A 24,719-nucleotide genomic window follows, 5' to 3' on the forward strand; every position below is an offset into this window, starting at 1 on the left:
TACGACCGAGTGACGGAGAACAGATCAGAAAAAAGAGAGGAAATGTCCCGGCGAGGGCCGCCGGGACGAAAGGAAGGAAAATTACTGCAGAGTTACGGGGGCGAAACGGAGCCCTTCGCCGTCGACCTCCGCCGATATGGTCGCTCCCGGCGGAAACTCGCCCCGCAGAATTTTCTGCGCCAGCGGGTTCTCAAATTGCTGCTGAATGGCCCGTTTTAACGGACGCGCACCAAACACCGGGTCAAATCCCACCTCGGCAAGACGGGCCAACGCGCCCTCGGTCACCTCCAAGCGCAAGTCCCGCTCGGCCAATCGCCCGTTGAGAATGGCCAACTGAATACCGGCAATTTCCTTCACCGCATCTTTACCCAGGGGCTCGAATACCACCAGCTCATCCACCCGGTTAATAAATTCCGGGCGGAAATGACTTGAGACCACATCCAGCACCGCGCCGCGAATCGCCGTGTACTCGCTGCCAGTTCGGGTCATGTCCTGAATGACATCCGACCCCAGGTTGGACGTCATCACAATCACCGTATTGCGGAAATCGACGGTGCGGCCCTGGCCATCAGTGAGCCGGCCGTCATCAAGCACCTGCAACAGAATGTTGAAGACATCCGGATGGGCTTTCTCGACTTCGTCCAGCAACAACAGAGAGTATGGCCGGCGGCGAACCGCCTCGGTCAGATAACCGCCCTCCTCATAACCCACATACCCTGGAGGCGCGCCGATCAGCCGGGCAACGGAGTGCTTCTCCATAAACTCGGACATATCGATCCGCACCATGGCCTCTTCGCTGTCGTACAGGAACATGGCGAGTGCTTTGCAAAGCTCAGTCTTGCCCACACCGGTTGGCCCCAAAAACAGGAAGGAGCCATTGGGACGATTCGGGTCGCTCAGCCCCGCACGACTGCGGCGCACGGCATTGGAGACGGCATCAACCGCCTCGTTTTGCCCCACCACACGCTGGTGAAGCGCCTCTTCCATGCGCAGCAGCTTGTCCTTTTCGCCTTCGAGCATTTTGCTGATCGGAATCCCGGTCCAGCGGGACACCACTTCCGCCACTTCCTCGTCCGACACTTTATTGCGCAGTAACTGGGCCTGTGCCGGCTGATCTGCTGCGTCGGCGGAGGCCAGGCGCTTCTCCAGGTCCGGGATCACACCATATTGCAGCTCAGACATGCGTGTGAGATCACCCGCCCGACGGGCGGCATCCAGATCCAGCTTGGCCTGCTCCAACTCAATTTTGATCTGGGCACTGCCCTGCAAGGCCGCCTTTTCAGCCTTCCATACCTCTTCCAGATCGGCATACTCGCGCTCAACTTTCTCAATATCGCTATTGAGTTTTTCCAGCTGCTTTTTGGCGCTTTCGTCTTCGTCTTTCTTCACCGCCTCACGCTGGATTTTCAATTGAATAAGGCGGCGCTCCAGCCGGTCCATGACCTCGGGCTTAGAGTCAATTTCCATCCGTATCCGGCTGGCCGCCTCATCGATCAGGTCGATGGCCTTATCCGGCAGCTGGCGATCGGTGATATAGCGCTGGGAGAGTTTGGTAGCAGCGATAATCGCCGAGTCCGTAATATCGACCCCATGATGGACCTCGTAGCGCTCTTTCAAGCCCCGCAAAATGGCGATGGTATCTTCCTCGGAGGGTTCATCCACCAACACTTTTTGAAAGCGGCGCTCCAGGGCGGCATCCTTTTCAATGTACTGCCGGTACTCATCGAGGGTGGTCGCGCCCACACAGTGGAGCTCACCCCGAGCCAGGGCGGGCTTAAGCATATTGCCGGCATCCATCGCGCCGTCTGCCTTTCCCGCACCAACCATGGTATGCAGCTCGTCGATAAACAGGATGACCCGGCCCTCTTCTTTGGCTAGCTCGTTGAGAACCGACTTCAAGCGCTCTTCAAAATCGCCGCGGAATTTGGCGCCGGCGAGCAAGGCGCCTAAATCAAGGGATAATACCCGCTTATCCTTCAGGCCCTCTGGCACTTCACCGTTAATAATTCGCTGGGCCAGACCCTCAACAATCGCGGTTTTACCCACCCCGGGCTCACCGATCAGGACCGGGTTGTTCTTGGTGCGCCGCTGCAACACCTGTATGGTCCGACGGATTTCGTCGTCCCGGCCAATCACTGGGTCGAGCTTGCCGCTCTCGGCCCGCTCGGTAAGATCGATGGTGTATTTTTCCAAAGCTTGCCGGGCCTCCTCGGCACCGGCGTCTTGCACCTTTTGACCGCCGCGCACTTTCTCGATTGCCGCTTCCAGGCGCTTCTTATCCAACCCGGCCTGCTTCAAAAGAGCACCAAGATCACCACCGACCTCCAGCATGGCCAATAAGACCAGTTCGCTGGAAATATAGCTGTCCTGGCGCTGCTGGGATAATTTGTCAGCCACGTTGAATACCCGTCCCAAATTCTGGGAGAGGTGAACATCACCGCTGGCGCCCTGCACCGTTGGCAGCTTGTCCAGAGCTTCAGCCAATTGCTGTTCCAGCAGGGGAAGGTTAACGGCGGCCTGACTGAGCAAGGGTTTAACACTGCCGCCCTGCTGCTTCAGCATGGCAAACAGCAGGTGTTGAGGCTCTATGTACTGGTGATCCTTGCCTAGCGCCAGGCTCTGGGCGTCCGCGATGACGGACTGCAAGGAATTGGTAAAACGATCAACTCGCATCGGATTTTCTCCCCAATGTGTCGCGTGGGCAGGCCTCACTCGCCGCCCTTATCTTGCTGTTAAAAATGGGGGCTCGGCGGTTGTTTTCAAGAGGACACGACCAGCATAGGGGCTTGTACTGATCAGTCTTTGATGTAAATCAAGCTTGCCTGACGGCCGCAGCGATGGTCTCGCCGGAAGGAATACAGCATTTTGTCATCGCGAAAGGTGCAGTAGTCACTTGCGCCGACCCAGGTCAGGCCCAGGGCACGAAGCTGCGCGCCAGCCAACCCCGACAGGTCAGCAAGAAAGTGCCCATCGCGATGGGGAGAGGGAAGAAAATACCGACTCATTTCCGAGGCGGACAGCCCGGCAAATCGGTTCAAGAACGCCTCGCGGACCTCAGCGCCGACTTCAAAATGGGGCTGGGAAATGCCGGGACCGATCCAGGCCATCAGCTGCCCAGGCGCTCCCGAAAATGCCGTGACGGTATTGGCGAGCACACCCTCACAAAGACCCCGCCAACCCGCATGGGCAGCGCCAACCCAATCGCCATCAACACTACACAGCAGCACCGGCAGGCAGTCTGCAGTCATAATCGCGCATGCAACACCCGGCCGCTGGGTGACCGCGGCGTCGGCCTCGGTTTCCTGCCAGGCCATGGCGCCAACCTCGATCACGCGGGTGCTGTGCACTTGCTTCAGCCAGGCAATGTCCCTCAGACCGTCGCAGGCTGCCAGCAGTTGGCGACGATTGTCCTCAACCACCGCAGAATCATCCCCCACATGCTGGGCGAGATTAAATCCGCCAAAGCCCGCACTGCCGACACCGGGTTGCCCGCCAGGCGGCAAACGCAGGCTGGATACCGCCCTAATGTTGCCAGGTGCCGGCCAATCCGGGTGGAGAAACACTAGCCCCGGTCCTCTTCGGCCAGAATTGCCAGTAGTGCTTTCATGTCATCGGGCAGCGGCACCTCCCAACTCAGGGTATCGCCAGTGACTGGATGCTCGAGCTCCAGCTTGCGGGCATGCAGGGCCTGCCGGGGAAATTCGCGCAACGCAGAAATCAGGCGCTCGCTGGCGCCTTTTGGCAGCTTGGGCCGGCCTGCATACAGTGGATCGCCAATCAGCGGGTAATTGATATGGGCCATATGCACCCGAATCTGGTGGGTGCGGCCGGTTTCCAGGAAGCAGCGTATGTGACAGTGATGAGCAAAACGCTTCACCATCCGGTAATGGGTAATTGCCTCTTTGCCGCCAATCTGGGCCACCGCCATTTTGACTCGCTGGCGCGGATGACGGCCGATGGGCTCATCGACGGTACCGCCACCGGTGGGCACCCCCAGCACCACGGCATCGTATTCCCGGTGAACGTCCCGGGCCTGCAGCTGAGCGACCAGATTACTGTGTGCAGTCAACGACTTAGCCACCACCATCAGACCGCTGGTCTCCCGATCCAGGCGGTGAACGATGCCCGCCCGGGGCAGGTTTTCCTGGCCCGGATTGTGGGCCAATAGGGCATTAAGCAGGGTGCCAGCCGGATTACCCGCACCGGGGTGAACCACCAGGCCCGCGGGCTTGTTGAGCACCAGAATATCGTCGTCTTCAAAGACGATATCGAGGGGGATCGATTCCGCCAGCCAGTCGCCCTCGGGCTTGAGCGTCGCGTCCAGCCCCAGCTCATCTCCCGGTGCCACCTTGTCCTTGGGCCGGGCGGAACCGCCGTTGAGCGTCAGCTCACCGCTCTTGATCCAAGACTGGAGGCGAGAGCGGGAATACTCCGGGAACAAGTCACTGGCCGCCTGGTCAAAACGGGCGCCGCTCAGGGTGGGGGGCACGATCTCTTGCCGCTGAATGTTATCCGCCATAGGCTTCTTTATACCACCCCGTCGCTGTGGTTAAATAGCAGGCCCTCGGGGTACCGGGTTCACATCCGCTATTTGGAAACAATAAATGAAAGCAGTATTCAAGGTCATCGCACTTCTCCTGCTCAGCGCCATTGTCGCTGGCTGCGCAGGCGAACAGGAAAAGCCCGAGAGTTCTGAGCGGGAGCTTTACGAAACGGCGCAAGGCTACATCAAAAGCAAAAACTTTTCACTGGCTGTGCAAAACCTGCAATTGCTGGAAAGCCGCTTCCCTTTCGGCCCCTATGCCGAACAGGCCCAGCTGGAAATCATTTATGCCCACTACCGCAGCGGTGACAACGAAGCTGCCGTCGCCGCCGCCGACCGTTTTATTCGCCTCCACCCCCGCCATGAGAGCGTCGACTACGCCTACTACATGCGCGGCCTGGCCAACTACACCCAGGGCGAAGGCCTGTTGGATCGTTTCCTGACCACCGACACCACCTCCCGCGACCCCGGCGCCGCCACCGAATCCTTTGACGATTTCCGCCAACTGCTGCAGCGCTTCCCCAACAGCGCCTACGCCGACGATGCCCGGGCGCGGATGATCCACCTGCGCAACCGCCTGGCCCGCTATGAAATCAATGTGGCCAACTACTACTTCAAGCGCAAAGCCTACCTCGCCGCCGCCAACCGCGGCCGCTACGTAGTCGAAAATATGCCCCAGACCAAAGCCGTGCCCGACGCCCTGGCGGTGATGGTGCAGGCCTACCTGTTACTGGGCATGAAGGATCTGGCCGAACAGCCCCTGATGGTGTTGCGGCAAAACTTCCCCGACCACCCGTCCCTGGACAAGAACGGCAACTTTGTCAGCCAGGTGGGGCTGGATGGTGAGCGTTCGATCATCAACAAAGCGACCCTGGGGTTGATTGACCGCTATGAGCCACCGCGGTTTGATAATCGCAATCAGGAGTGATTGCAGAGTATTAGAATAATCTCGAATAAGTGGGCCGTTAGGCCCACTTTTCGTTTTGGGGGCGGGTTTTGTTGGTTGACGGAGTTTACTGCGCCCTGGTCGCTCCGAGCATTGCCCAGTTTGCGGAAGTGGCTTGCGGAAGTGGCTGCAAGCACGTGCTTTACTCGGGCATGCTGAGCCTGGCCCTGCAGGCACCAATACCCACCAGCAACCCCCTGAGGTTCAAGAGCTCAATCGCCAATCGGCCATTTCTGCGTAATCGGATACCGCCGATCCCGGCCAAAGCCCCGTTCGGTGATACGCGTACCTATCGGCGCCTGCCGACGCTTATACTCGTTAAGATCAACAAGTCGCAGCACGTGGTACACCGTCTCCCGATGATATCCGGCAGCGATAATCGTCTCAGCGCTTTCATCCCGCTCGATGTAGCGCTCCAGAATCTGGTCCAATACGCTGTAGGGTGGCAAGCTGTCTTCGTCTTTCTGATCCGGCGCCAGTTCCGCCGAAGGCGGCCGGGTAATCACCCGCTCGGGAATCGCTGGCGACAAGGTATTGCGGTAGCGAGCCAGCTCAAACACCCGCACCTTGCTCACGTCTTTCAGTACATCAAAGCCGCCGGCCATATCGCCGTACAGCGTCGAATAACCCACCGCCACTTCGCTCTTATTGCCGGTGGTTAACACCAGATAACCTTTCTTGTTAGAGATGGCCATCAACAGCACACCGCGACACCGAGCCTGCAGGTTCTCTTCGGTTTTGTCGACCGGGAGCCCGGCAAACTCATCGCTCAAGGTAGCCATAAAGCTGTCGTAGATGCTCTCAATGGGCATCACCTTGTACTCCACCCCCAGTAGCTTGGCCTGAGCAGCCGCATCCTCAATACTCATCGACGAGGTATAGCGGAATGGCATCATGACCGCTTCCACTCGATCCGCACCCAAAGCGTCCACGGCGATCGCCAGGGTTAATCCGGAGTCAATGCCACCGGACAGGCCTAAGACAACCCCCTTGAAACCGTTCTTATTGACATAGTCCCGAACCCCTAACACGAGGGTCTGGTAAATATCCTCCATCACCGGCTTCAAGTCAGTGACCTGCCCCTCGTCAAAGCGCAGCCGTTCACCATCCCAATGGGCCGTGACACACTGCAGACTCTCTTCGTAGGCTGGACTGCGGGCAATCAATTCCCCCTCGGCAGACACCACCATGGAGGCGCCATCAAAGACAAGTTCATCCTGGCCGCCCACCAGATTGCAATACACCACGGGCATACGCCCCTGCCAGGCGCGTTGGGCTAACAAGGCCTCGCGTTCAATTTGCTTGCCGGCGTGGAATGGCGAGGCGCTGAGGTTCAACATCAGTTGCGCGCCCTTTGCCCGGGCCTTACTTGTGGGCGCGTCTTCCCACACATCCTCACAGATACTGATCGCCGTCGGCACGCCGCAAATATCCATCACCAGGGTCTCTTTACCCTCCTGGAAATAGCGTTTTTCGTCGAATACCCGGTAGTTTGGCAGACACTGTTTAAAATACTCATTGACCAAGCGGCCGCCATAAAACACACCCGCCGCGTTGTAGAGTTTGCCATCGATATAACGCGGGTAGCCCAGTACCAGGTAGCAGTGTTGCGAATGGGGAGCGATACGCTGCAGCGCCCGCTCGACGCGGTGGGCGATACTCGAGCGCAGCAGGAGGTCCTCGGGCGGGTAGCCAGTAACCACCAGCTCGGGAAACATAATCAGGTCGGGCGAGTATTGAGAAAGGCTGCTTTCTACCGCAGCAATAATTTTGTCTGTATTTCCAGCAATATCACCCACCGTCGGATTGACCTGGGCCATTACGATACGAAGCGAAGTCATCGGCTAACTATCCGTTTACAATCTGGGAGGTGAAAAGCTGCGCCTGCCACCGCGCTGCCCGGCAGGGTACCGGATCAGCAGAATCGCCCATTCTAGCAAATATGGCCGGGTGCATCCCCCTAATCTGCGAGATACACTAGTGTCCCACTGAAACCGGCCCATCAGACCAATAATGCAAAGGCGCGCTACATCATCATGAGCAGCGATTCCACACCCCACCAGGACATCGCCCAACGTCGTGCAGTGATGCGCTTTCACGCCGGGTACCGGCAAATACTTGCCAGCGCACTGTGTCTGGTGTTTTTTTTCGCCCCTGAGGGCACCATTCTAGGCAGCTCAGAACCTGCGCTCTTCACCTGGGTATCGCCCGTTTATCTGGCCGTTTCCGTTGCGCTTACCGTCTACCACAGCCTTTTTGCGCGACACTACAGCTATACCGAGGTCTTTGCCGAGCTTCTGTGCGACGTGGCTGCGCTGGTCTTGCTCGCCTACGCGTCGGGCAGCTCTGACTCCGGACTTCAGCTGCTGATATTCGTCACCATTAGCGTCAGCAGCGCCACCCTGCCGGGTCGGCTCAGCCTGGCACTGGCCGCGCTGGCCAGCATCGCCGCCCTCGGCGAGGTCGCCGTTCACAGCCTTGCAGTCCCTGTCCCCGCCCAACAGTTTGTTGTGGCGGGCCTCACCGGCATTGCCTATTTCTCAACCGCGCTGGCCATCCGCTACCTCAGCGTAAGAATTGTGAGCACCCAAAGCCTCGCTGACCGGCGCCGGGACGACCTGGAAAGGCTATCGAAACTCAATCAAATGATCGTGCAGCGCATGCAAACCGGCGTCATGCTGCTATCGAGTGAAGGAGAAATTAAGCTGTTAAATGCGGCGGCGGCCGAACTCCTCGGACGCCAAAGCACACATCTGTCGCCCGGCGAGTTGGCCCCACCGGAGCTGATCGCACTCGTGCAGTCCGAATCCCAGGGCAGCATGTTATTCAATGCGGGAGAAGGGAAAGTGGAGGTCTTCGCCAATGTAGCCCCGATGCGCGACCTTGAGAGCGATCACCTGGTGTATCTTGAAAACATCAGCAAAATCAGCCAGCGAGCCCAGAATATGAAGCTGGCCTCCCTCGGCCGCTTCACCGCCAGTATTGCCCACGAGATCCGCAACCCGCTCAGCGCCATCAGCCACGCGGCTCAGCTGCTGGGCGAAAGCGAGGCATTGAACGATGGCGACCGCCGCTTTACCCGCATCATCGAATCCAACGCGCACCGTATGGACGCCATCATTCAAAACATACTGGAAATGTCGCGGGGCAAGGCTCCGCAACCGGAGGTGTTCAGTATCAAAGCGTGGATCACAGATTTTATCGCGGACTGGCGGCCGACCAATGGCGAGTCAGTGAGCCTCAACATTCTCGACAAATGCCGTCATGATCACGTGAATGTCGACCCCAGCCAGCTCCGCCAAATCATCACCAACATCGTCGAAAATGGGGCGCGCTACGGCGCTCAACTTCACGGCAGAGCAGAGCTCAATTTTGTCGTTAGTAATAACCCCGGCTCCGATGCCGTGGTACTAGATATTATTGACAATGGTCCCGGCATTGCGCCGGAGCAAGAGGATATGATTTTTGAACCCTTTTTCACCACTGAAAGCAAAGGTACCGGACTGGGCCTTTATCTTTCAAGGGAGCTTTGTCTGGCGAATCAAATCAGCATTCACTATCGCCGCGACAGCGGCTCCGACAGCTGTTTTCGGCTGCAATTCTCCCACCCGTCACGCAGTGGTCTGCCGAGCTAAACACAATGAATAAACACGCTACTCAGGTTTTGATTATTGACGATGAACCCGATATTCGGGAGCTTCTGGATATCACCATCAGTCGCATGGGGCTGCACACCCTTACCGCCTCAAGCGTAGCAGAGGCACTGGAGCGGCTGCAGCAGGGAAATATCAGTCTGTGTCTCACCGACATTAAGCTCCCCGACGGCTCGGGTATGGACATCGTTAAGTTTATTCAAACCTGCGAAAACCCCGCGCCGGTGGCGGTGCTCACGGCCTTTGGCAGCATGGAGCTGGCTGTGGAGGCACTTAAATGCGGCGCCTTCGACTTCATCAATAAACCCGTTTCGGTTGAACAGCTGCGCAACCTGGTGAAATCGGCCCTGCGCCTGGAAAGCCGCCGGAGCGCTGTTGATGCCGGCAACCAAATGCGCCTGCTTGGCGAAACCCAAGCCATCAAAACCCTGCGCGATCAAATCGGCAAGTTAGCCCGCAGCCAAGCACCGGTGTATATCAGTGGCGAATCCGGTAGCGGCAAAGAAGTGGTCGCCCGCCTGATTCACGCCAATGGCCCACGGAGCGATGCGCCTTTTGTGCCGGTGAACTGCGGCGCCATTCCGGGCGAACTGGTGGAAAGCGAGTTTTTTGGTCACGTCAAAGGCAGCTTTACCGGTGCCTATGACCACAAAGAAGGGCTTTTTGAAGCGGCGAACGGTGGCACACTGTTCCTCGACGAAGTTGCCGACCTCCCTCTCAACATGCAGGTTAAGCTGCTACGGGCGATTCAGGAAAAGGCCATTCGCCGGGTGGGCTCCAATCAGGAAATCCCCGTGGATGTGCGAATTCTTAGCGCCACCCACAAAGACCTTAGCCGGGCAGTGGCCGCCGAGCATTTTCGCAGCGATCTGTTCTACCGCATTAACGTGATTGAATTGCAGGTTCCCAGCCTTCGAGATCGAACACCAGACATCCCGATTCTGTCCGAATTTATTTTGGAAAAAATCAGCCGCGAATGGGGAATGGAGGCGCCAGTGCTGAGCGAGTCAGCACTAAAAGCGCTGGAGCGCTATCCCTTCCCCGGCAACGTGCGGGAGCTGGAAAATATTATCGAACGTGCCGCTACGCTGTGTGAGGGCGGCAGCATCTCCGCCGAAGACCTGTCTCTACCCAGCGATACCAGACCGCTGGTAGCAAACCAGGACGCCGTAAACGAGCCCCACCTGCAAAATGCGCTGGGCAGGTTGGAGGAGTATATGGCCGAGATCGAAAAAGAAATAATCAGCGAAGCCCTGGAGAAATACCGGTGGAATAAAACCGAGTCGGCCCATGCGCTAGGCGTGACCTTTCGGCAGTTCCGCTACAAGTTGAAAAAATACGAATTGGACTAAGAAAAAGGGCGCCTGAAGGCGCCCCAAAATCCCAGCTACTTGTAATACCAGAACATCCGCTTGCGACCGCTGGTCACCGGGCTACCCTCACTGGGCTTGAAGATCGACTCGCCATCGCCCCCAAGCAAGAAGTATCGAATCTCACCATTAAGCTTTACCAGCCCCGATATGGCAGTCGGCGGTAAGCCTCCACCTGCATACTCCGTCTTGTTGACCGTTCCGGTCAGAATATCCACCTTATATGCGAAGGCTCTACCCAAACCATTACTACAAGCACCGGGAGCTGGTGAGTCGGGCTTGTTGGTCGCAAAGTACACAATCCCCGTCTCGGTCAACGGCGCATTAACCCCCTTTTCAGACGTCGAGAAATTCAGGTAATAGCCCATATAAGGGGACAAGCTACCATTGAAGTAATAGGTTGTACTGTTAGTGCTGTCGCAACTGACCGCATTCCCGGTGAGGTCGCTGTTGTTAAAGCATTGGGGCGTGGTCTGGTCCAGAAGATTCGCCTCGGTAATAGCGGTAAAGCCCGATGCGGAATCGCCTTCATTGGGGTCCAGCAGCATGTAAAACCGGTTCTGCACGTTGTGCGCCGTGCCTGCCGTGGCCGATGAATTAAACAGCGGGTGCTCCCGGTCACCTGTGGACGCCACCACAATATCAAAGGTCTCAGTCGGCACCACATCCGGCGGATACAGCATTTTCCTTGCATTGTTGCCACTGCCGCCCAAGGTGGCGAATTTTGTGAGAATGATCTGCGATGCCGGCGTTGTCGCCATCGGCGACGAATAAGCATTGGTGCTGTTCAGCGGATCCAAATCCACCCGCCATATATTGGCACCGATATCAGCGGCATACAGGCGGTCGGTAAAGCCATCTCCGTCCCGGTCAAGCAAGGTGATATCGGCCGGGAAAGCCTTGGTCAGGCCACTGTTACTAACGCAGGTACCCGTCACACCCTCATTAGCCAAGGTGCTGAAGCTGCCACTGGGAACCGACGAACAACTGTTCAGGGCAGCCCAGACAATCTTGCCGGTAATCCCATCCAGAATGACAATGCCCCGCCCCATGCTATTACTGGCCGTCACAGGGTCAGCATCTTCCTCAGGCGAATACCCGGCGCCAAAAATTAATACCGGACGAGTACGGCCTCCAATTTTGGTCACTTTCGGCTGAGACCAGGTGAAACCCAGCTCTGGTAACTCAGCCGTGGTGAATTTCCACATCACTGTGGGCGCCATCGGGTCACTGACATCCATGGCATAGAGTAAACGGCCTCCTCGACGGGCTGACATGTAAAGATACACATCACCCGCCGTTGCCCCGGTAGTGCGACTATCCTGGAAGAAGGTTGTGGTACCGTCGAAGAAATACTTCCGATATTCGGCACTTGAGGAGGCCGGCGTGTTCGGGAAACGAATAGCGGGGCTGTCATTAAACAACCGCGGAAACTGGGAAAAGAACTCCGGCGCCACGAAACTCCACATCTCACCGCCAGGCCGCACAGAGACAGTATTGGCAGTGTTGGAGATATTTGCAGTCCGATTACCGTTCACAGCCCGGAACAGGCCATCGTTGGAGCCGTAAAAAACCACTACGCCGGTGCTACCACCGTAATTGACGACCGCAGGACGTGAATGCAGCACGTCGCCATGAATGGAGCCGCGAACATTCAGCGAGCAGCTACCATCGGAGCACGGCCCCGGCATTTGTTCGTTGGCGGCGTTATCCTGGCCGCGAACCCAGTTAATAACACTGGCGCTGTTCAAGGTACTTGTCGAGGTCGAGCACTGCACATTCGCCGCCGAACTGGCATAAACGTATTTACCTGTACCAAGGCTAGCGGTGTAGTTATTCGCATCGACATTTACAAAGCTGCTTGTGGGTACCGAAGTGCCGGTGATCAATGATGCGTTGTATAACGTCGCAACACTGTTGGTACCATTTACCGAGCAATTTTGCAGAGCTTGGGCTGTTGTCAGACCGTGCGAAATACTCGCCACGTTAATGCGACTGGAAATCCTGGTCACCGTCACATTGCTGAACGTGGTCGTGCCCTGGCTCACCGAGTTACCAATTTTTACGGTAAAGCTCGAGGCATTCGCTGACTCGATTGAGCAAGGGGAGGAGGAGGTGCATTTACCACTACCAACAATCCCGCTTCCAAGAATCACCTTGTCCTCCGAAGTCGAAAACGTAAATGTGGGAGAACCAGACCCGTAGGTATAGGTGCAAGCCCGATTCCCACCGTTGCCACTACACACTGCCGTACCGGAAATTTGCGCCTGTTTCCCTGCAGTGATAGTCGACATCGTCCCGCTGGAGCTTGAAGAGATGATCGCATCAAAGGCGCTCACCAAATTGCTATTACTGGTTTTGAATTCACTCAATGCGGCATTAGACACACAACCCGAAGAGGGGCAAGTGTACACGCGCCGTGCAGACTGACTGGCCAGGTAGTCCACCCGCAACATCTGTGCGACCCCACCCTTTTGCACCAGATCACCGTCTGGCGCGTCAAAGGTGAAACCGTCACCCTCAGGACTATTCTTCCAGAATCCTTGCACAGGCCATTGGGCTTGATTCGTCGGCGAATTGGTTGTCCAGAAGCTTTGGGAGCTATCCACAAGGCCACCCGTAATCGGGTTGACTACTGATTGCGAATTTATCGTGGGATTTAATGCATCGGTCAGAACAATCCCGCCAGTGCTATCAACTCCAAACTGAAACTGCTTGACGTTACCCAGCCAACGGGGACCACCCGATGGATTTGGTCGAAACATGGCGATATAAATCTGGTTTTCGAAGGTTCCCTGGGTATTTGCACTGACCGGCAACGTGGCAGAAGAGAAAACACTGTTTACATCCAACACTTCATTAAAAATTTCACGAAATATCGAGGTGAGGTTGGCATGATCTGATGCGGTCACTTGAAAGGGGCGACCACCACCGACATCGGCTATTTCACCAAGAAAGACCAGCTCCTCGGCTACTTGTGATTGCACTGATGGGTCGTAAACGGCGATAGAGTACGTGGTCACATTACGATCAGCCTGGGGGCTGTCATCCACATCCACGTTGTGCATGAAGTAAGCCCATTCATCACCCCAGTAATCGTTGGCGGGATTCTTATTGAAGCCAGTGATATTACGAATAGCGGCGTAGTGATTGTACTTCTGCGAACCGGCGCTATAGCCGAAGGCACTGGTTAACTGGTTAAACAGCACACCACTCGGGTTGTTGTTACCGTCTTTTACACTGGCGTTGGCTGCTGTCGCGTTGCCAATGTACACCATTACCGCATCACGACACGATCCGCCTGGTGTGGCAAGGCTACTGTAATCGACACCTGAACAAGACGCAGAAGCCCCTAATCCGTTCAACGCCGCCCAGCTTTCGGAAATCATGTCGCCCATTTCAGAGGCATTCGCCGTCACTCGACTATCAATGGCTTTAAGTTTTGCGACAAAGGCATCGATACCCGTAGAGGTCAGCTCAGTCGGCGGTATAATCAGGTAACCACAACCGTTATTGCCATTTCCCAGACTAGTGCCATTGGGAAAGTAGTTATCCAGGTTGTTCTTGTTGAACACCATCAAACCCACTTTCAACGCACCAAGCGTATCTATGTCGTTCTTCAACGAGAGCAGCGCATTGACCATTGCACATTGCTCCATACCTCCCACCGTTGTCGCCCCAAGGGAAGGAACGCCGCCGTTATCACTATAGACGCAACCATGCACCGCATTGGCGTTGACGTTACCGCTGGTGTGCCAGGCAAAAAGCACGGTTTGCGTCTCGGCCGAGGGGGAGTTACCCACAAACAGGTCGATATCCTCCGCAAAGGACGTCGTGCTCGTGAGCGCGAGAAAGCTGATGCCCATCGCGATTGTTTTAAGAATTCGACTACAGGTGCTCATATCTGCCTCGCGCGCGTTTTCGCTGTTCGCATTACATTCAGATGCAGGTTGTTCCCAGGGCGGCTCTCACATACACCCCCTGATGCATTTCGAGATTTGCCCCGGTCACAGAATCGGTCACATTGGCTTGTACGTCCCAGGTCATCTTGACGCAGCCGGAGTTTGTTACAGACGCGGTCCCTTCATCATCCCGAAAGATATTGGGATCAATTTCTTGTGCTGTCCGAATACATTCTTTGTCCTTTGGATAACTCAACTCAGAGCGCAGCACGGGTGCGATGCGCAAGCAGGTTGGCGGTGGGACCACCGCAACCATATCGGCTACTCCGTCGCCATCAAAATCACTTTGAATATTCGAGTTGGTCGTCGGCAGTGGCAGGGAGAAGTTTGCCGGGTTGGAAATATACGTTTCCAGCGCATTTCTGGCCGCAAACTTGGCTTCCACTCGGTACTGCTGATTGCCCGCAATTTTGAAATTGATATTGGATGAGGTCAGCATGCTGGCCACAATCACGCTAAAGATCCCCAGCATGATCAGCACGACGATCAGCACGACCCCTTGCTGACGGCTACCCATAACGCTGTTCATTCTCTGACTCCCGAGACATTCGGCAACATGATCACGGTGGAATAAACCTGCCGCCGAATACCGTCGCTGTAGGGGCCTAGCACCTCGCGACCGAGGTTGTAGGTCTTGTTGTTGACATTCACCCCGGAGGACTGACCACCCGTCACCAGCATTTTCACTTGCACCGACACCACGTTTTGCCAATTCAGGCTGTCGGTTGCCTCCCACTCGTAACTGGCACCCGCCGGGCAGGCGGCAGGCTTGGTGTCCACCGTCGGATTCGCCACATAGCAATCCGGCCCCCCATCCCCATTCAAATCCAGGCCGTACTCAAAATGGATATCCTCAACATTTTCCACCAAAGTACGTGTGGCACCACTGCCGCCGGCGTATTCATATACCTTGAGGCTATCGATGCCGTCGCCACCACCAGAGCAGTCGTTGCACGGCGAGATGAAATAGGCCCGGACGGTATAAGGCCAAGCCTCCGACAGCGTCGCTGCAGACGTGGTACAGCCATTTTCACGCATGTCCAGCGCGGTTCTGTCCGTGCTGAAACGGAAACTGACCGAGTCCAAATTACAGCCGGATATTTGTAAGTAGGGAGTCGTATTAGCGGCCGGAATATTTGCTGCAGTGACTGCCACCGAGTTAGGGTCAACATGGCGCACAATCAATATCTCAGACTTATCCTTCCACTGCGCACTGAAGCACGTGGGGACCGTCAAGCCGGGTGCTGAGGTAGCACTGTCATAGGGAAAGCCGTTGACCGGTAGCGGCATTTGCACCGGGACCGCCACACTATTAAAGCCCAGGTTGGCGACCGTAGTAACGCAGGGATCAGGCTGGGTGTAGGTGACGGCGCCTAAACCAGGATGATAATTGCCATAGAAACCGGCCAAGGACACATCTTCATTAAATACCTCAATGGCGTAGCGGCCGTTTTCGATTTGATCGGAGGTATTGGCCAGCTCGGTGCGAGTTGAACTCACCGATGCAACGAGGCTGATAATGCCGAGCAGCATAAATGCGCCCAATGACATGGCGACCAACAACTCGAGCAGAGACAAGCCCCGCTGACGCTTGAGCGCTTCCGACCGCATCACGACAGGTCTCCGATTCGAATTACCGCACTGACAATGCGTCTTAATTTCTCATCGCCATACAAATCTTTTCCGCACAGATTAGCCGCCGGTGCCGTTACCGTTTCGCCCATTCCCTGCCAGGCTACCGTAATGCGGTAAGTTTGGTCAGCGGCGCTAATCTGCCTGACGCAGCCTCTCGCCCCTACCATCGCCCCCACCTTTGCCGAGCCGATTTGTTCAGAATTCCCCTGCAAAAGGTCATTCCACTCGGCAAGATCGGTATTGGCAATACTCTGCTGCGCCGCATCGCCGAGCGTGCAGCTCGTTAAGGACGTTACGCCGTAACCCAACGTTGAACCATTTGCCTCGTAGGAATAGCAGGCGGCGACACCGCGGTTTGCATTAATCCGATCAACCATGTCCTGCAACAAATTGAGCGCCTGCAGACGCTGATAGGCCTCCGCTTCCTGCTGCACCGTTCTGACCATCAAACCCGCAGCGCCCATCATTCCCACTAGCAGGACCACTAGCGCGACCAGAATTTCAATGAGGGTGAAACCTGACTGAATATTTCTGTTAGTCATTAACAACCCCCATCGTCTACCACGCTGCTGCCGCTGAGCGAAACGCGCAAACATTTCGCCAGGCTGGCGTTGCCGTCACTCACCAGCGCAAAGTTAACCGTGTTATCGATTCGACCATTGCTACGGAAATTAAAGCTATTCGCACTGCCAGTAATATTGACGCCCGAGACAGCGCCTTGGCTGCGCAAGGTCGTGCCGCCCACCGCTACAGTCCAGCCGTCGACCCAGCTGCTTCCCCCACGCGCAACGGTCACATTTGTGTTTCGCTTGACCGCTTCGCTGCGAGCAAGCTGCAAGCTGGAATTCAGATCGACAGCCACGCTGCGCAGACGCTGGGATCGGACAAAATCAGTAAAGGAGGGCACCGCAACCGACGCCAGAATGGCCACAATAGCCAATGTCACCATCAACTCCAGCAGGGTGTAGCCCGATGTGGATGATCGCTGCCTCAATCCCAACATCGGGTCGCCCCCGAAGCATACCCTTTCACCCCCTGACTATTGAGGGTCAGGGTGCCACAATCATCATCGGTGGCCTGACTGCCAGAAGGCGCGGCAGAAACGGTGTAGCTAGGAGGGGTCGCGCCATTGTTGGCAGAGGTCGTGATGGTGTAGTGAGCACTAACTTCCGGCGGCACCGAGGCGCCAAGATCACTCATTGACGTTGCGTAAGCCCGCTCGTCGAGAAAGTTGCGCTCCTGCAACGCGGCAACTTCCATCACATAAGCGGCGGCCGCAGAGCGATTACTGCGCACCACGTGATCCCGATAGGCCGGCATTGCCACGGCAATTAAAATGGCAATGATTGCCACCGTAATCATCACTTCAATCAGGGTAAACCCCGTGCTGGAACGTCTCATGCAGCCCTCTGCCTGTGCAAAAACTCGCTACGGACAGCATACAGAGGCCGCGCAGTCGAGCACGGCGTTTACGACTAACGGCACATTAAGCCGACCAGCGGCAGACTATTACTCAATTCAGGAGGGAGAGAGGCAAGTGCTCAGCGACGCCAGCAGTCTGCCAAGGTCTTGCTCGACCCGCCAGGCTTGCCTTTCAAGGACATTGCCCCGGTTTCATCCAAAGCGAAATTACCGCAGTCGTCGCCACTCATCGCGCCGGCCCGGGTCGCCTGAAGGGTGAAAGTATTCGCGGTGGGTGTGCCCGAGGGAGCAATGGTGTAATAGGCGGAGCCGCTCTCTGGCACCTGGGTGGGGTACACCGACGGCAGGGTATTCCCGGCAGCGGTGGTGGTATAACGGCCGTTGGTGGAATAGTAGCGCTCCAGCGCCTGGGCACCGGCAAGCAAGGCACTGGTAGCTTCATTGCGTCGGGCCTTAGCCACCTGTGCCAGGTAACTGGGGTAGGCGATGCCAGCCAGAATGCCCACAATGGCCACGGTGATCATCAGCTCCATCAGGGTAAAGCCGCGTGCACTCATGCCTTGTTGCCCGCCTCTCACAACCAGGCTCTCACTGCAGTTGTCTCCAGGATTGTCTCCCCGCCACATCTTCGCCACCTGCACTTTCTGTAATCACCCCGATGGACCCGCTGCTTCCCGAGGTGTATTTGTATTCCAGCTCCCCCGCGCCAACGATGCCCGGGGTTTTGATCATCTCTTCACTGCCTACACCGCTGGCTGGCCAATAGTCGCTGCCGACCGCGCCTAAATCGAGATAATCCACTTTACCGTCGTTGTTGATGTCCAGCACCGGATCGGCAAGACGTCCGCCGTTGATCGCATCCAGTTCCATAAGCCAACTGCTACCACCATAACCGCAGACATTGCTCGAGGGAATAATGCTGGCAAAGATGATGCGACCGTTACGAAGAATGGGCTGCGACACCACCCGCTCACCGGTGGCCACTTTGTTTGGGGGTAACAGCACCAGATGCCACCCGTAGTCCGGCGGCGCGCCAGCGCCATTGTTGCTCACTACGCGAATAGGTGCAGCACTGGTGCTACCATTCTTGGTGGTGGTACTGCCCTCGAAAATCACTGTCTGAGTCAGCAACTTGTCCCGCCCGGTAAAAGCTGCGCCGTTGTCGCGAATACCATAAAAATCACGAATTGGCGGGTTCGCAGGGACCACCGCATCACCGGTCTCAAAATATTTTCCGGTCCCGAAATACACCATGTAGCCACCCGCCGGATGCAAACCCACCGTCGGCCGCGACGTTATTGGCTGACCCTTGCCCGCACTATCAACTACGGTATACAAGGGTTTCGGTGTCGTTCCCTGTTTAAATGCCACGCTCCAGCTGGACTGGGTCTTGCCGGTGAGGTCAAACTTCCACAGGTTGCCCTTCAAATCCCCGGCATAAATATAGTCAGTAATACGGTCGTTATCGACATCAACAGGCACCGGGGTACCCAGGCCATTGCCCTCACCCGTCAGCCCGGTATCGATGGCCTTTAACAAGGTGCCGCTGGCCAGGTCCACCACAAACAACTTCACGGTGTCACCCGAGTCATAACCATTGCCAAAAATCGCCACCCATTTGTCGTCGGCCAACAATCGAGCAATTACCGGCTGGCTCATCGCGACACCTAATTTATTACTGGCATTGCTGGCAGTGGCAAACTCCCACAGCAATGAGCTGGCGCCCGTTGTCGAGGGCTTGGTAACGTCCAAGGCGAATACCGAACGGCCACCCGCGCCAGTCGCGCCAACCAGCACGGTCTTCCACGCCCCACCCAGGTAAGCATCTAACGCACGAGGCGAGCCATCGACAAAGTACTGATGCTCGTAATCCGGCTCGGTCAATGACGCAAGACTGTCATACACCCCGGCGGGCAAGTAGGCCATTTTTTCCTGACCGGTTGAAGCGTCGAAGCCGTGCAGCATACCGTCATTGGCGCCCACATAAATCATCGGCGTTCGGCTGGATTTGGTAGTCAAGTAAGTGAGGTACGTACTTCCTTCAGTGCCGGGTAATTTCTTATAACCAAAGTCCTCGACATTACCCACAAAGAAGGGGTCAGAGTTAACAATGTCGCCCAGTATCTCGACACGCTTGCGAAATTGGCCACCCTCCAGCGACTGATTACCGCGCAACCATTGCAGCCGATTCTTGCCGGTATCCACGTTATCGCCATCTTGCAAAGCGCTTCGCTGACTTGCATCCAGCGCGCTCCAGTTAGCTAAACTGAAGTCTTTCGCAACTTTGGTGATGCTCTCGCCATCACCCACGCCGGTAAAAATATTTCGCAACCCGGCGGCTGGAATGCCATTTTTATTGGTATCCCACTCAACGTTTTTCAGGCTGCCGTCGTTATTTAGTGAGTAGGCCTGGATACGACCAGACCAATCCAGACTATTGAAGCTGGCCTGATATACCAGGGTACCAGAGTCGAGTCGCGTCGAGTTTGCCGCCACCGACGAGGCCGACGATTTGCTTTCCTCAGCAATGGTCTGCAAGACCTTGAACAGCTCGTTGGCAAACTCATCCGGGTCCGCCGCACTGAAATACCCGCCCCGGCCGTTCACCGCAGCGTGCACCAGGTCGTCAATCTTGTTCACCTCAGCACTGGTCGGGTTTGGCCAGGTAATGGTCGCGCCACTATCAATCGCCTTGAAGGCGGTGTCCGGGTCGATCGTGCCGCCGACCCCAATGCCAACACCGTAGGTCACCATGTGCTGCCAGAAGGCCGGATTCGTTTTGGTCTCCGGCACCAAATTCGCCAAATCAGTGCGCAAATCGGTTTTCCAGTAATACATGGCGACATCAGCCAGGGTGTCACTGCGACTGTCGGTGAAGGGCGATTTCGCTTTGTAGGTGTAACCGCTGCCCGCAGGCCGGGAGTGGCTGGGCCCATCGGTGCCATCATTGTTTTTGGCCCGGTCACCGCTGGCGCTGTCACCAGACCAGTAGCCGTCCGTTGTCAGTACCGTGTAGTTGCGGCGGCAGGCAAGCTGCTCCGTTTTATCATCGGTGCCGGGGGTATTTCCCCATGGTCCCTTGTTGTCCGTGCGCGAATAGTAGGTGCCCGCCGCCTCTAGCGCCCGACGCAACGGGGTTCCTTCATTGGGAATGGTTCGCTCGTATAAGGATTTGAAAAAGTCGCTTCGATCGGTACCGGTGAACGACCTCACCCCTTTTACAATCACCTTTGTGCTGGTGCCATCCACCGTACTGCTATCCTGGTTGATACTGCCGAAACCCACTCGCAGTCCTGCCCCCTGAGTGGCAAAGGCGAAGCCGCTTCCTGCGCGGGCCGTCAGCACTCTTGAGCGGTAGTAGGTATACCAGTTGGCAAAATTCTGAATCTCCTCGGCATAGGTGCAGACTGCCAAGTCAGAGGCGATGCAATCATCGCGGTCTTCACGCCCCTGACCGACAAACGTTCCGGTCAGACGAATCTCTTTCTTGTCATAGCTGGAGCGCTTCCACTTATCGCCGGTGCCGTTGTACCAAAAATAGGTGGCGGGCCAGAAATTCTTGGTACTGGTGGTATAGGAGCAACTATTACTGCTGTTACAGGTATACCAGCGGTTGCTGTTGTAATTGCTGTTGGACACCGTCAGGTTACGGCATTTAGACGCATCAAAGGAGTTGGTTGTGCGCTCAGGGTTGTGCAAGGCGCAACTGGGATTGGCATTGGGATAACTGCTGCCATCCGCCTTTACCCAGGGGCGATAGGTCTTGCTTGGATTATAGTAAACCGCATTAATCTGCGGCGACCGGCTGCGGGCGTTAAATGCCCGGGCATCCTCACTGTCGGAGCTGCCGTCATCAACCGTGGGCACATAGTTGTCATAATCCCCGCCGCCGTACACCCCGCTTGCACGCGGGAACACGTATCGGGCGCTGGCCTGAATAATACTGTCAGGCATCAGCTCAAACTGCATCGACCCAGAGTCATCGAGAATATACATTACGTTTGGCGTTGCCGATTGGGTGAGAAACAATGGCGCCTGGGCAATGCCGCTTTCATCTTCCTCGTCGACCGAGCAGTCCTTCTTGTTACCCTCAACCACCACGCTACTGATACGACAACCCGCGACGATGGTCAGGATATTGCTATTGCTCGAATAGATGAACGACGAAGCCGAGCAGTTCGCTTTCTTGCGCACGGTGTAGGCTTTGACCCCAGTGATGTTGCGCAAGCTAGAAAATGTCTCGGTGCTGACTTTCTTTTTGTCACCCATCTTTTCCGTGCGGGTGACGGTGGTCAGGCAATCCTGGGCCAGAGCCATGCCGGGCAAAAGGCCCACCAAAAGCAGCAGGGTCAGTGGCAAAAACAACCCTTGTCTCAACGTCGCTACGGCAGCCATCACTAGTGTCCCTTAACATAAGTTCGTTGGCATTCAGAATGTACAGTCAGGCCCGAAACAAGGCGCAGTCCGCAGGCTATCGTGGGTCTATCGGCAAGGACTGCAACCCAGCAGCCTGACGCCGGGCGTCTCCCGCGGGCCTCGTGGACAGCGTTGCACTCATTGAAACAGGGCACTAGTTACCATCCCGCTTAAAGGTTGTGCTCAATACCACCATGCTGCGATCACTGGCACCAAAGCCCCGCGCGGTCACCCGATAAAAGCCCTCCAGCGATACCGGCCGGTCGGAATCAATGGCGGCGTCAGCATCGGCGATGCTGGTCATTTCTTCGATGATGTATTCCGGTTGCCGGCTGGCATCGGGGATGGCGTTTGCCAGCACCTGCCAGCCCACCGATGTCTTCACCCGCCAATCGGGCTCACTGCAGGCAGTGCTGGTATCGGCGGGATCCGGACAACTGCGATAAAGCCCCTTGGCCCCGGTAAAAGGGCCAACCGACACCTGGGACAGCTGGCTCTCGGCCTCCCGCAACGCCGCTTCTGCGGCCTGAAAGGCCAGCTTTTCATCTTTGGCATTCCCGGCCATTCGTTCCTGCAGGGTCGCTGACTGCATCGACGCCACACTGATAATGGTGATGATCAGCATGAACACCAGGCTGACAATCAACGCCGCGCCGCGCTGGGAGGCATGAACCCGATGGGACACTCTCATGGCAGCTTATTCCTGATCGCAAACACATTGGTGAACACCTGCCGCAGCCGGCCATCGTTGTTGGCCACCATGTTGCCATTCGCATCGCGCACCTCCTGGGCGGTCGCGCTACCGCTTTTTCCAACAATGTTCTCCTCTGGCCCGACCATTTGCAGCGAAATGCGCACACTCAGCACCCGACTCCAATCGGCGACCGCCCCGGCAGCCTGGTACTGGTCAACCCCACGATCGCCATCATTGTCCACGCCATAGGTGATCTGCATGGTCTCAACCCCTTCAACCAATTCAATGGCCGCCGCGGTCACGCCGCCGCTACCCTGCATCAACCGCTGCATATACAGTCCATGAATGGGGTTACCGGCCGGGGTGTCGCGACCGGTGTCACGCACAAAAAAATCCAGATTCTGGAAGCCAAACACTTCCGCATCGGGTCCGTAGATTTTGCTGAGCCGGTTGTCGGAGTTGGTCTGACCGTTTGCATGGGTCAGCGTGGTATTACCTTTGCCTGTCGTTTTCGGGTTATTGGTGATGCGAAACACGTCGGCATTGAGGCAGTCGCTGACCATCACATAGTCCCCCTGGACAAAGCCCAGGCTATTGTCCTCAATCTGGATATTGGCGTTACTCGGCGCCAGGTTGCCAGTCAGCCGGATAGGATCATCGGAAGCGCGTTTCAAATGGAGCACATCGCTGCCCACCACTGCTGACAGGGCATTGCCAGCCACCACATTGTCCTCGCCCACCAGCGCCGTGGCCGGGCCAAAATCCACCGTTGCTGCGGGCACGGCGATAACATTGGCCGCAATATTGCCAATGGAATTACAGCCCATATACCCCGCCATGCGAACTTCCTCACCCAGAAAGCGCATCGCAAAACGGGCGTTTTCCTGCACCTGGGCCAGGGACTCCTGCAGCTTGGAGCTGCTGTTGCTGGCCAGAAATACCTGTATCACCGCCGCACTCAACAGCAGGCCCAGCGTGATGGCAATCATCAGCTCGACCAAGCCAAAACCCTGTTGTCCCTTGCGCTCCATGCTCACAGCTCCGTGGTAAACACAAACTGCTGGGTATCACCGCCACCGGCTTCCCGGGTTTGGCTCAGGCGGCCTTCGTCCCACGCCACAGTAACGGTAAAGGTGGTGCCATTTCTTACCACCGCGCCGTCCCCAGCCGGCAGGCGCTGGATAATCTCTGCCAGCCACTCCTGCAAATCGATTTGCTGAATTGCGCTGCCCGTGGGCGCGTCAGCATCCATAGCAAGATCGTATTGCCCGGTCAGTGCGAGGGCCCGGTTGGCGCGCATACGGTCGGTGATATCGTTGGCGAGAAAGACCGCCGTGGAGCGAAAATTGGCCACTTGATTAAACTTGACTGAATTCAGCTGCAAGGCGGCAGCCCCCAGCACACCTGTCGCTGTGATCAGCACCGCTATCAACACTTCAATTAATGTGACACCGCGCTGGCGGCGGACTCCTGGGGAGCGAACGAGGCTCATGGGCAAACCCTCTGGGAGACAGTGAGTTGTCCAGTCAGGCTGACGCGAATATTTTTATCACGGCTGCACACTGCCGGGCTGGTGCGGTAGGCGAAATCGACGGGGGCCGCAGCATTGAGAAAGCCATTGGCGGTAAAACTCAGGGTGGTCACCGCCGAGCCGCCCTGGTCGCCGGTCAGCGCGGCGTCGCTGCCAAACCCGGCATATTCCTTCAATGTTTCCCCGTTATCGCGCACTCCGTCGCCGTCAACGTCCTGCCAGCTTTGCCAGCCCGCCGCCCAGGCGCTCGATGACGCCGAAACAAAAACCGTTGAGGCCCTCGCCACAGCCTCGGAGCGGGCCGTATTCAACGACTGAGCGAAGGATTTTACGTCGGCACGGGCCCGGGCGTTAGCCAGGGCATCTGAAAACCGCGGCACTGCCACCGTCGCCAGAATGGCAGCAACGGCAAGAGCGACCAATATCTCGATCAAAGTAAATCCTGACTGTCGTCGAACAATCGAAACCACACGTATTCCTGTCTAGCGCCGTTGATGGCTGATCATAATAACGATCAGTATTATTTGTAAGACACTGTACGCAAAGT

General features: G+C 56.6%; 19 protein-coding genes. 3 read left to right on the plus strand and 16 right to left on the minus strand.

Features of this window, described 5'->3' with window-relative positions:
* Positions 1 to 81: 81 nt before the first annotated feature.
* The 3 genes from clpB to rluD form a co-directional block, all read right to left on the minus strand.
* Positions 82 to 2,673, minus strand: a complete 2,592-nt coding sequence (gene clpB, locus NCG89_RS05220; protein ID WP_251088716.1) for an ATP-dependent chaperone ClpB — start codon at positions 2,671 to 2,673, stop codon at positions 82 to 84.
* A gap of 122 nt (positions 2,674 to 2,795) precedes the next feature.
* Positions 2,796 to 3,563, minus strand: coding sequence for a peptidoglycan editing factor PgeF (pgeF, locus tag NCG89_RS05225; RefSeq protein WP_251088717.1), 768 nt, complete (start codon positions 3,561 to 3,563; stop codon positions 2,796 to 2,798).
* Positions 3,563 to 4,519 carry a 23S rRNA pseudouridine(1911/1915/1917) synthase RluD gene (gene rluD, locus NCG89_RS05230; protein WP_251088718.1) on the minus strand — a complete coding sequence of 319 codons (957 nt, stop codon included), beginning with the start codon at positions 4,517 to 4,519 and terminating at the stop codon, positions 3,563 to 3,565. Before rluD ends, pgeF begins: the two co-directional genes overlap by 1 nt.
* A gap of 85 nt (positions 4,520 to 4,604) precedes the next feature.
* Between rluD and NCG89_RS05235 the strand changes: the two genes are divergently transcribed.
* Positions 4,605 to 5,471, plus strand: a complete 867-nt coding sequence (locus tag NCG89_RS05235) for an outer membrane protein assembly factor BamD (protein WP_251088719.1) — start codon at positions 4,605 to 4,607, stop codon at positions 5,469 to 5,471.
* A 230-nt stretch (positions 5,472 to 5,701) separates the two neighbouring features.
* On the opposite strand, the gene NCG89_RS05240 is transcribed toward NCG89_RS05235, so the two are convergent.
* On the minus strand, positions 5,702 to 7,330 hold the full coding sequence (locus NCG89_RS05240) for an NAD+ synthase (RefSeq protein ID WP_251088720.1): 1,629 nt from the start codon (positions 7,328 to 7,330) through the stop codon (positions 5,702 to 5,704).
* Between the two features lie 195 nt (positions 7,331 to 7,525).
* Between NCG89_RS05240 and NCG89_RS05245 the strand changes: the two genes are divergently transcribed.
* Positions 7,526 to 9,124, plus strand: a complete 1,599-nt coding sequence (locus NCG89_RS05245) for a sensor histidine kinase (protein WP_251088721.1) — start codon at positions 7,526 to 7,528, stop codon at positions 9,122 to 9,124.
* A 5-nt stretch (positions 9,125 to 9,129) separates the two neighbouring features.
* A complete protein-coding gene (locus NCG89_RS05250) occupies positions 9,130 to 10,494 on the plus strand; it encodes a sigma-54-dependent transcriptional regulator (RefSeq protein ID WP_251088722.1) in 1,365 nt (454 codons plus the stop codon).
* 35 nt (positions 10,495 to 10,529) lie between these two features.
* Here the strand turns inward: NCG89_RS05250 and NCG89_RS05255 are convergent, their stop codons facing one another.
* From NCG89_RS05255 to NCG89_RS05315, 12 genes are all read right to left on the minus strand, one after another.
* Entirely contained in the window at positions 10,530 to 14,414 is a 3,885-nt protein-coding gene (locus NCG89_RS05255) for a pilus assembly protein (RefSeq protein WP_251088723.1), read from the minus strand.
* 37 nt (positions 14,415 to 14,451) lie between these two features.
* Entirely contained in the window at positions 14,452 to 15,003 is a 552-nt protein-coding gene (locus NCG89_RS05260; protein ID WP_251088724.1) for a PilX N-terminal domain-containing pilus assembly protein, read from the minus strand.
* Positions 15,000 to 16,085 carry a PilW family protein gene (locus tag NCG89_RS05265; RefSeq protein ID WP_251089339.1) on the minus strand — a complete coding sequence of 362 codons (1,086 nt, stop codon included), beginning with the start codon at positions 16,083 to 16,085 and terminating at the stop codon, positions 15,000 to 15,002. The genes NCG89_RS05260 and NCG89_RS05265 overlap by 4 nt, the downstream gene beginning before the upstream one ends.
* Positions 16,085 to 16,651, minus strand: a complete 567-nt coding sequence (gene pilV, locus NCG89_RS05270; RefSeq protein WP_251088725.1) for a type IV pilus modification protein PilV — start codon at positions 16,649 to 16,651, stop codon at positions 16,085 to 16,087. The genes NCG89_RS05265 and pilV (NCG89_RS05270) overlap by 1 nt, the downstream gene beginning before the upstream one ends.
* Positions 16,651 to 17,112: a GspH/FimT family pseudopilin gene (locus NCG89_RS05275; RefSeq protein WP_251088726.1), complete on the minus strand. Its 462-nt coding sequence runs from the start codon at positions 17,110 to 17,112 to the stop codon at positions 16,651 to 16,653. The genes pilV (NCG89_RS05270) and NCG89_RS05275 overlap by 1 nt, the downstream gene beginning before the upstream one ends.
* A complete protein-coding gene (locus tag NCG89_RS05280) occupies positions 17,100 to 17,510 on the minus strand; it encodes a type IV pilin protein (protein WP_285236393.1) in 411 nt (136 codons plus the stop codon). Before NCG89_RS05280 ends, NCG89_RS05275 begins: the two co-directional genes overlap by 13 nt.
* Positions 17,511 to 17,650: 140 nt before the next feature.
* Positions 17,651 to 18,088 carry a type IV pilin protein gene (locus tag NCG89_RS05290; RefSeq protein WP_251088727.1) on the minus strand — a complete coding sequence of 146 codons (438 nt, stop codon included), beginning with the start codon at positions 18,086 to 18,088 and terminating at the stop codon, positions 17,651 to 17,653.
* A gap of 31 nt (positions 18,089 to 18,119) precedes the next feature.
* Entirely contained in the window at positions 18,120 to 21,926 is a 3,807-nt protein-coding gene (locus tag NCG89_RS05295; RefSeq protein WP_251088728.1) for a pilus assembly protein, read from the minus strand.
* A gap of 175 nt (positions 21,927 to 22,101) precedes the next feature.
* Entirely contained in the window at positions 22,102 to 22,638 is a 537-nt protein-coding gene (locus tag NCG89_RS05300) for a pilus assembly PilX family protein (RefSeq protein WP_251088729.1), read from the minus strand.
* Positions 22,635 to 23,672, minus strand: coding sequence for a PilW family protein (locus NCG89_RS05305; protein WP_251088730.1), 1,038 nt, complete (start codon positions 23,670 to 23,672; stop codon positions 22,635 to 22,637). The genes NCG89_RS05300 and NCG89_RS05305 overlap by 4 nt, the downstream gene beginning before the upstream one ends.
* A 2-nt stretch (positions 23,673 to 23,674) precedes the next feature.
* Positions 23,675 to 24,133 carry a type IV pilus modification protein PilV gene (gene pilV, locus NCG89_RS05310; RefSeq protein ID WP_251088731.1) on the minus strand — a complete coding sequence of 153 codons (459 nt, stop codon included), beginning with the start codon at positions 24,131 to 24,133 and terminating at the stop codon, positions 23,675 to 23,677.
* Positions 24,130 to 24,606 carry a GspH/FimT family protein gene (locus tag NCG89_RS05315; protein WP_251088732.1) on the minus strand — a complete coding sequence of 159 codons (477 nt, stop codon included), beginning with the start codon at positions 24,604 to 24,606 and terminating at the stop codon, positions 24,130 to 24,132. The genes pilV (NCG89_RS05310) and NCG89_RS05315 overlap by 4 nt, the downstream gene beginning before the upstream one ends.
* Positions 24,607 to 24,719 lie beyond the last annotated feature (113 nt).

This window comes from Spongiibacter taiwanensis, assembly GCF_023702635.1.
GTDB classification, from domain to species: domain Bacteria; phylum Pseudomonadota; class Gammaproteobacteria; order Pseudomonadales; family Spongiibacteraceae; genus Spongiibacter; species Spongiibacter taiwanensis.

Coding starts and splice junctions, on each gene's coding strand:
- NCG89_RS05235 (WP_251088719.1), top strand. CDS start 4,605: ATGAAAGCAGTATTCAAGGTCATCGCACTTCTCCTGCTCAGCGCCATT.
- NCG89_RS05245 (WP_251088721.1), top strand. CDS start 7,526: ATGAGCAGCGATTCCACACCCCACCAGGACATCGCCCAACGTCGTGCA.
- NCG89_RS05300 (WP_251088729.1), bottom strand. CDS start 22,638: ATGAGAGTGTCCCATCGGGTTCATGCCTCCCAGCGCGGCGCGGCGTTG.
- NCG89_RS05290 (WP_251088727.1), bottom strand. CDS start 18,088: ATGAGTGCACGCGGCTTTACCCTGATGGAGCTGATGATCACCGTGGCC.
- pilV (WP_251088731.1), bottom strand. CDS start 24,133: ATGAGCCTCGTTCGCTCCCCAGGAGTCCGCCGCCAGCGCGGTGTCACA.
- clpB (WP_251088716.1), bottom strand. CDS start 2,673: ATGCGAGTTGATCGTTTTACCAATTCCTTGCAGTCCGTCATCGCGGAC.
- NCG89_RS05275 (WP_251088726.1), bottom strand. CDS start 17,112: ATGTTGGGATTGAGGCAGCGATCATCCACATCGGGCTACACCCTGCTG.
- NCG89_RS05250 (WP_251088722.1), top strand. CDS start 9,130: ATGAATAAACACGCTACTCAGGTTTTGATTATTGACGATGAACCCGAT.
- NCG89_RS05280 (WP_285236393.1), bottom strand. CDS start 17,510: ATGAGACGTTCCAGCACGGGGTTTACCCTGATTGAAGTGATGATTACG.
- NCG89_RS05265 (WP_251089339.1), bottom strand. CDS start 16,085: ATGCGGTCGGAAGCGCTCAAGCGTCAGCGGGGCTTGTCTCTGCTCGAG.
- NCG89_RS05240 (WP_251088720.1), bottom strand. CDS start 7,330: ATGACTTCGCTTCGTATCGTAATGGCCCAGGTCAATCCGACGGTGGGT.
- pilV (WP_251088725.1), bottom strand. CDS start 16,651: ATGACTAACAGAAATATTCAGTCAGGTTTCACCCTCATTGAAATTCTG.
- NCG89_RS05260 (WP_251088724.1), bottom strand. CDS start 15,003: ATGAACAGCGTTATGGGTAGCCGTCAGCAAGGGGTCGTGCTGATCGTC.
- NCG89_RS05255 (WP_251088723.1), bottom strand. CDS start 14,414: ATGAGCACCTGTAGTCGAATTCTTAAAACAATCGCGATGGGCATCAGC.
- NCG89_RS05305 (WP_251088730.1), bottom strand. CDS start 23,672: ATGGAGCGCAAGGGACAACAGGGTTTTGGCTTGGTCGAGCTGATGATT.
- NCG89_RS05295 (WP_251088728.1), bottom strand. CDS start 21,926: ATGGCTGCCGTAGCGACGTTGAGACAAGGGTTGTTTTTGCCACTGACC.
- rluD (WP_251088718.1), bottom strand. CDS start 4,519: ATGGCGGATAACATTCAGCGGCAAGAGATCGTGCCCCCCACCCTGAGC.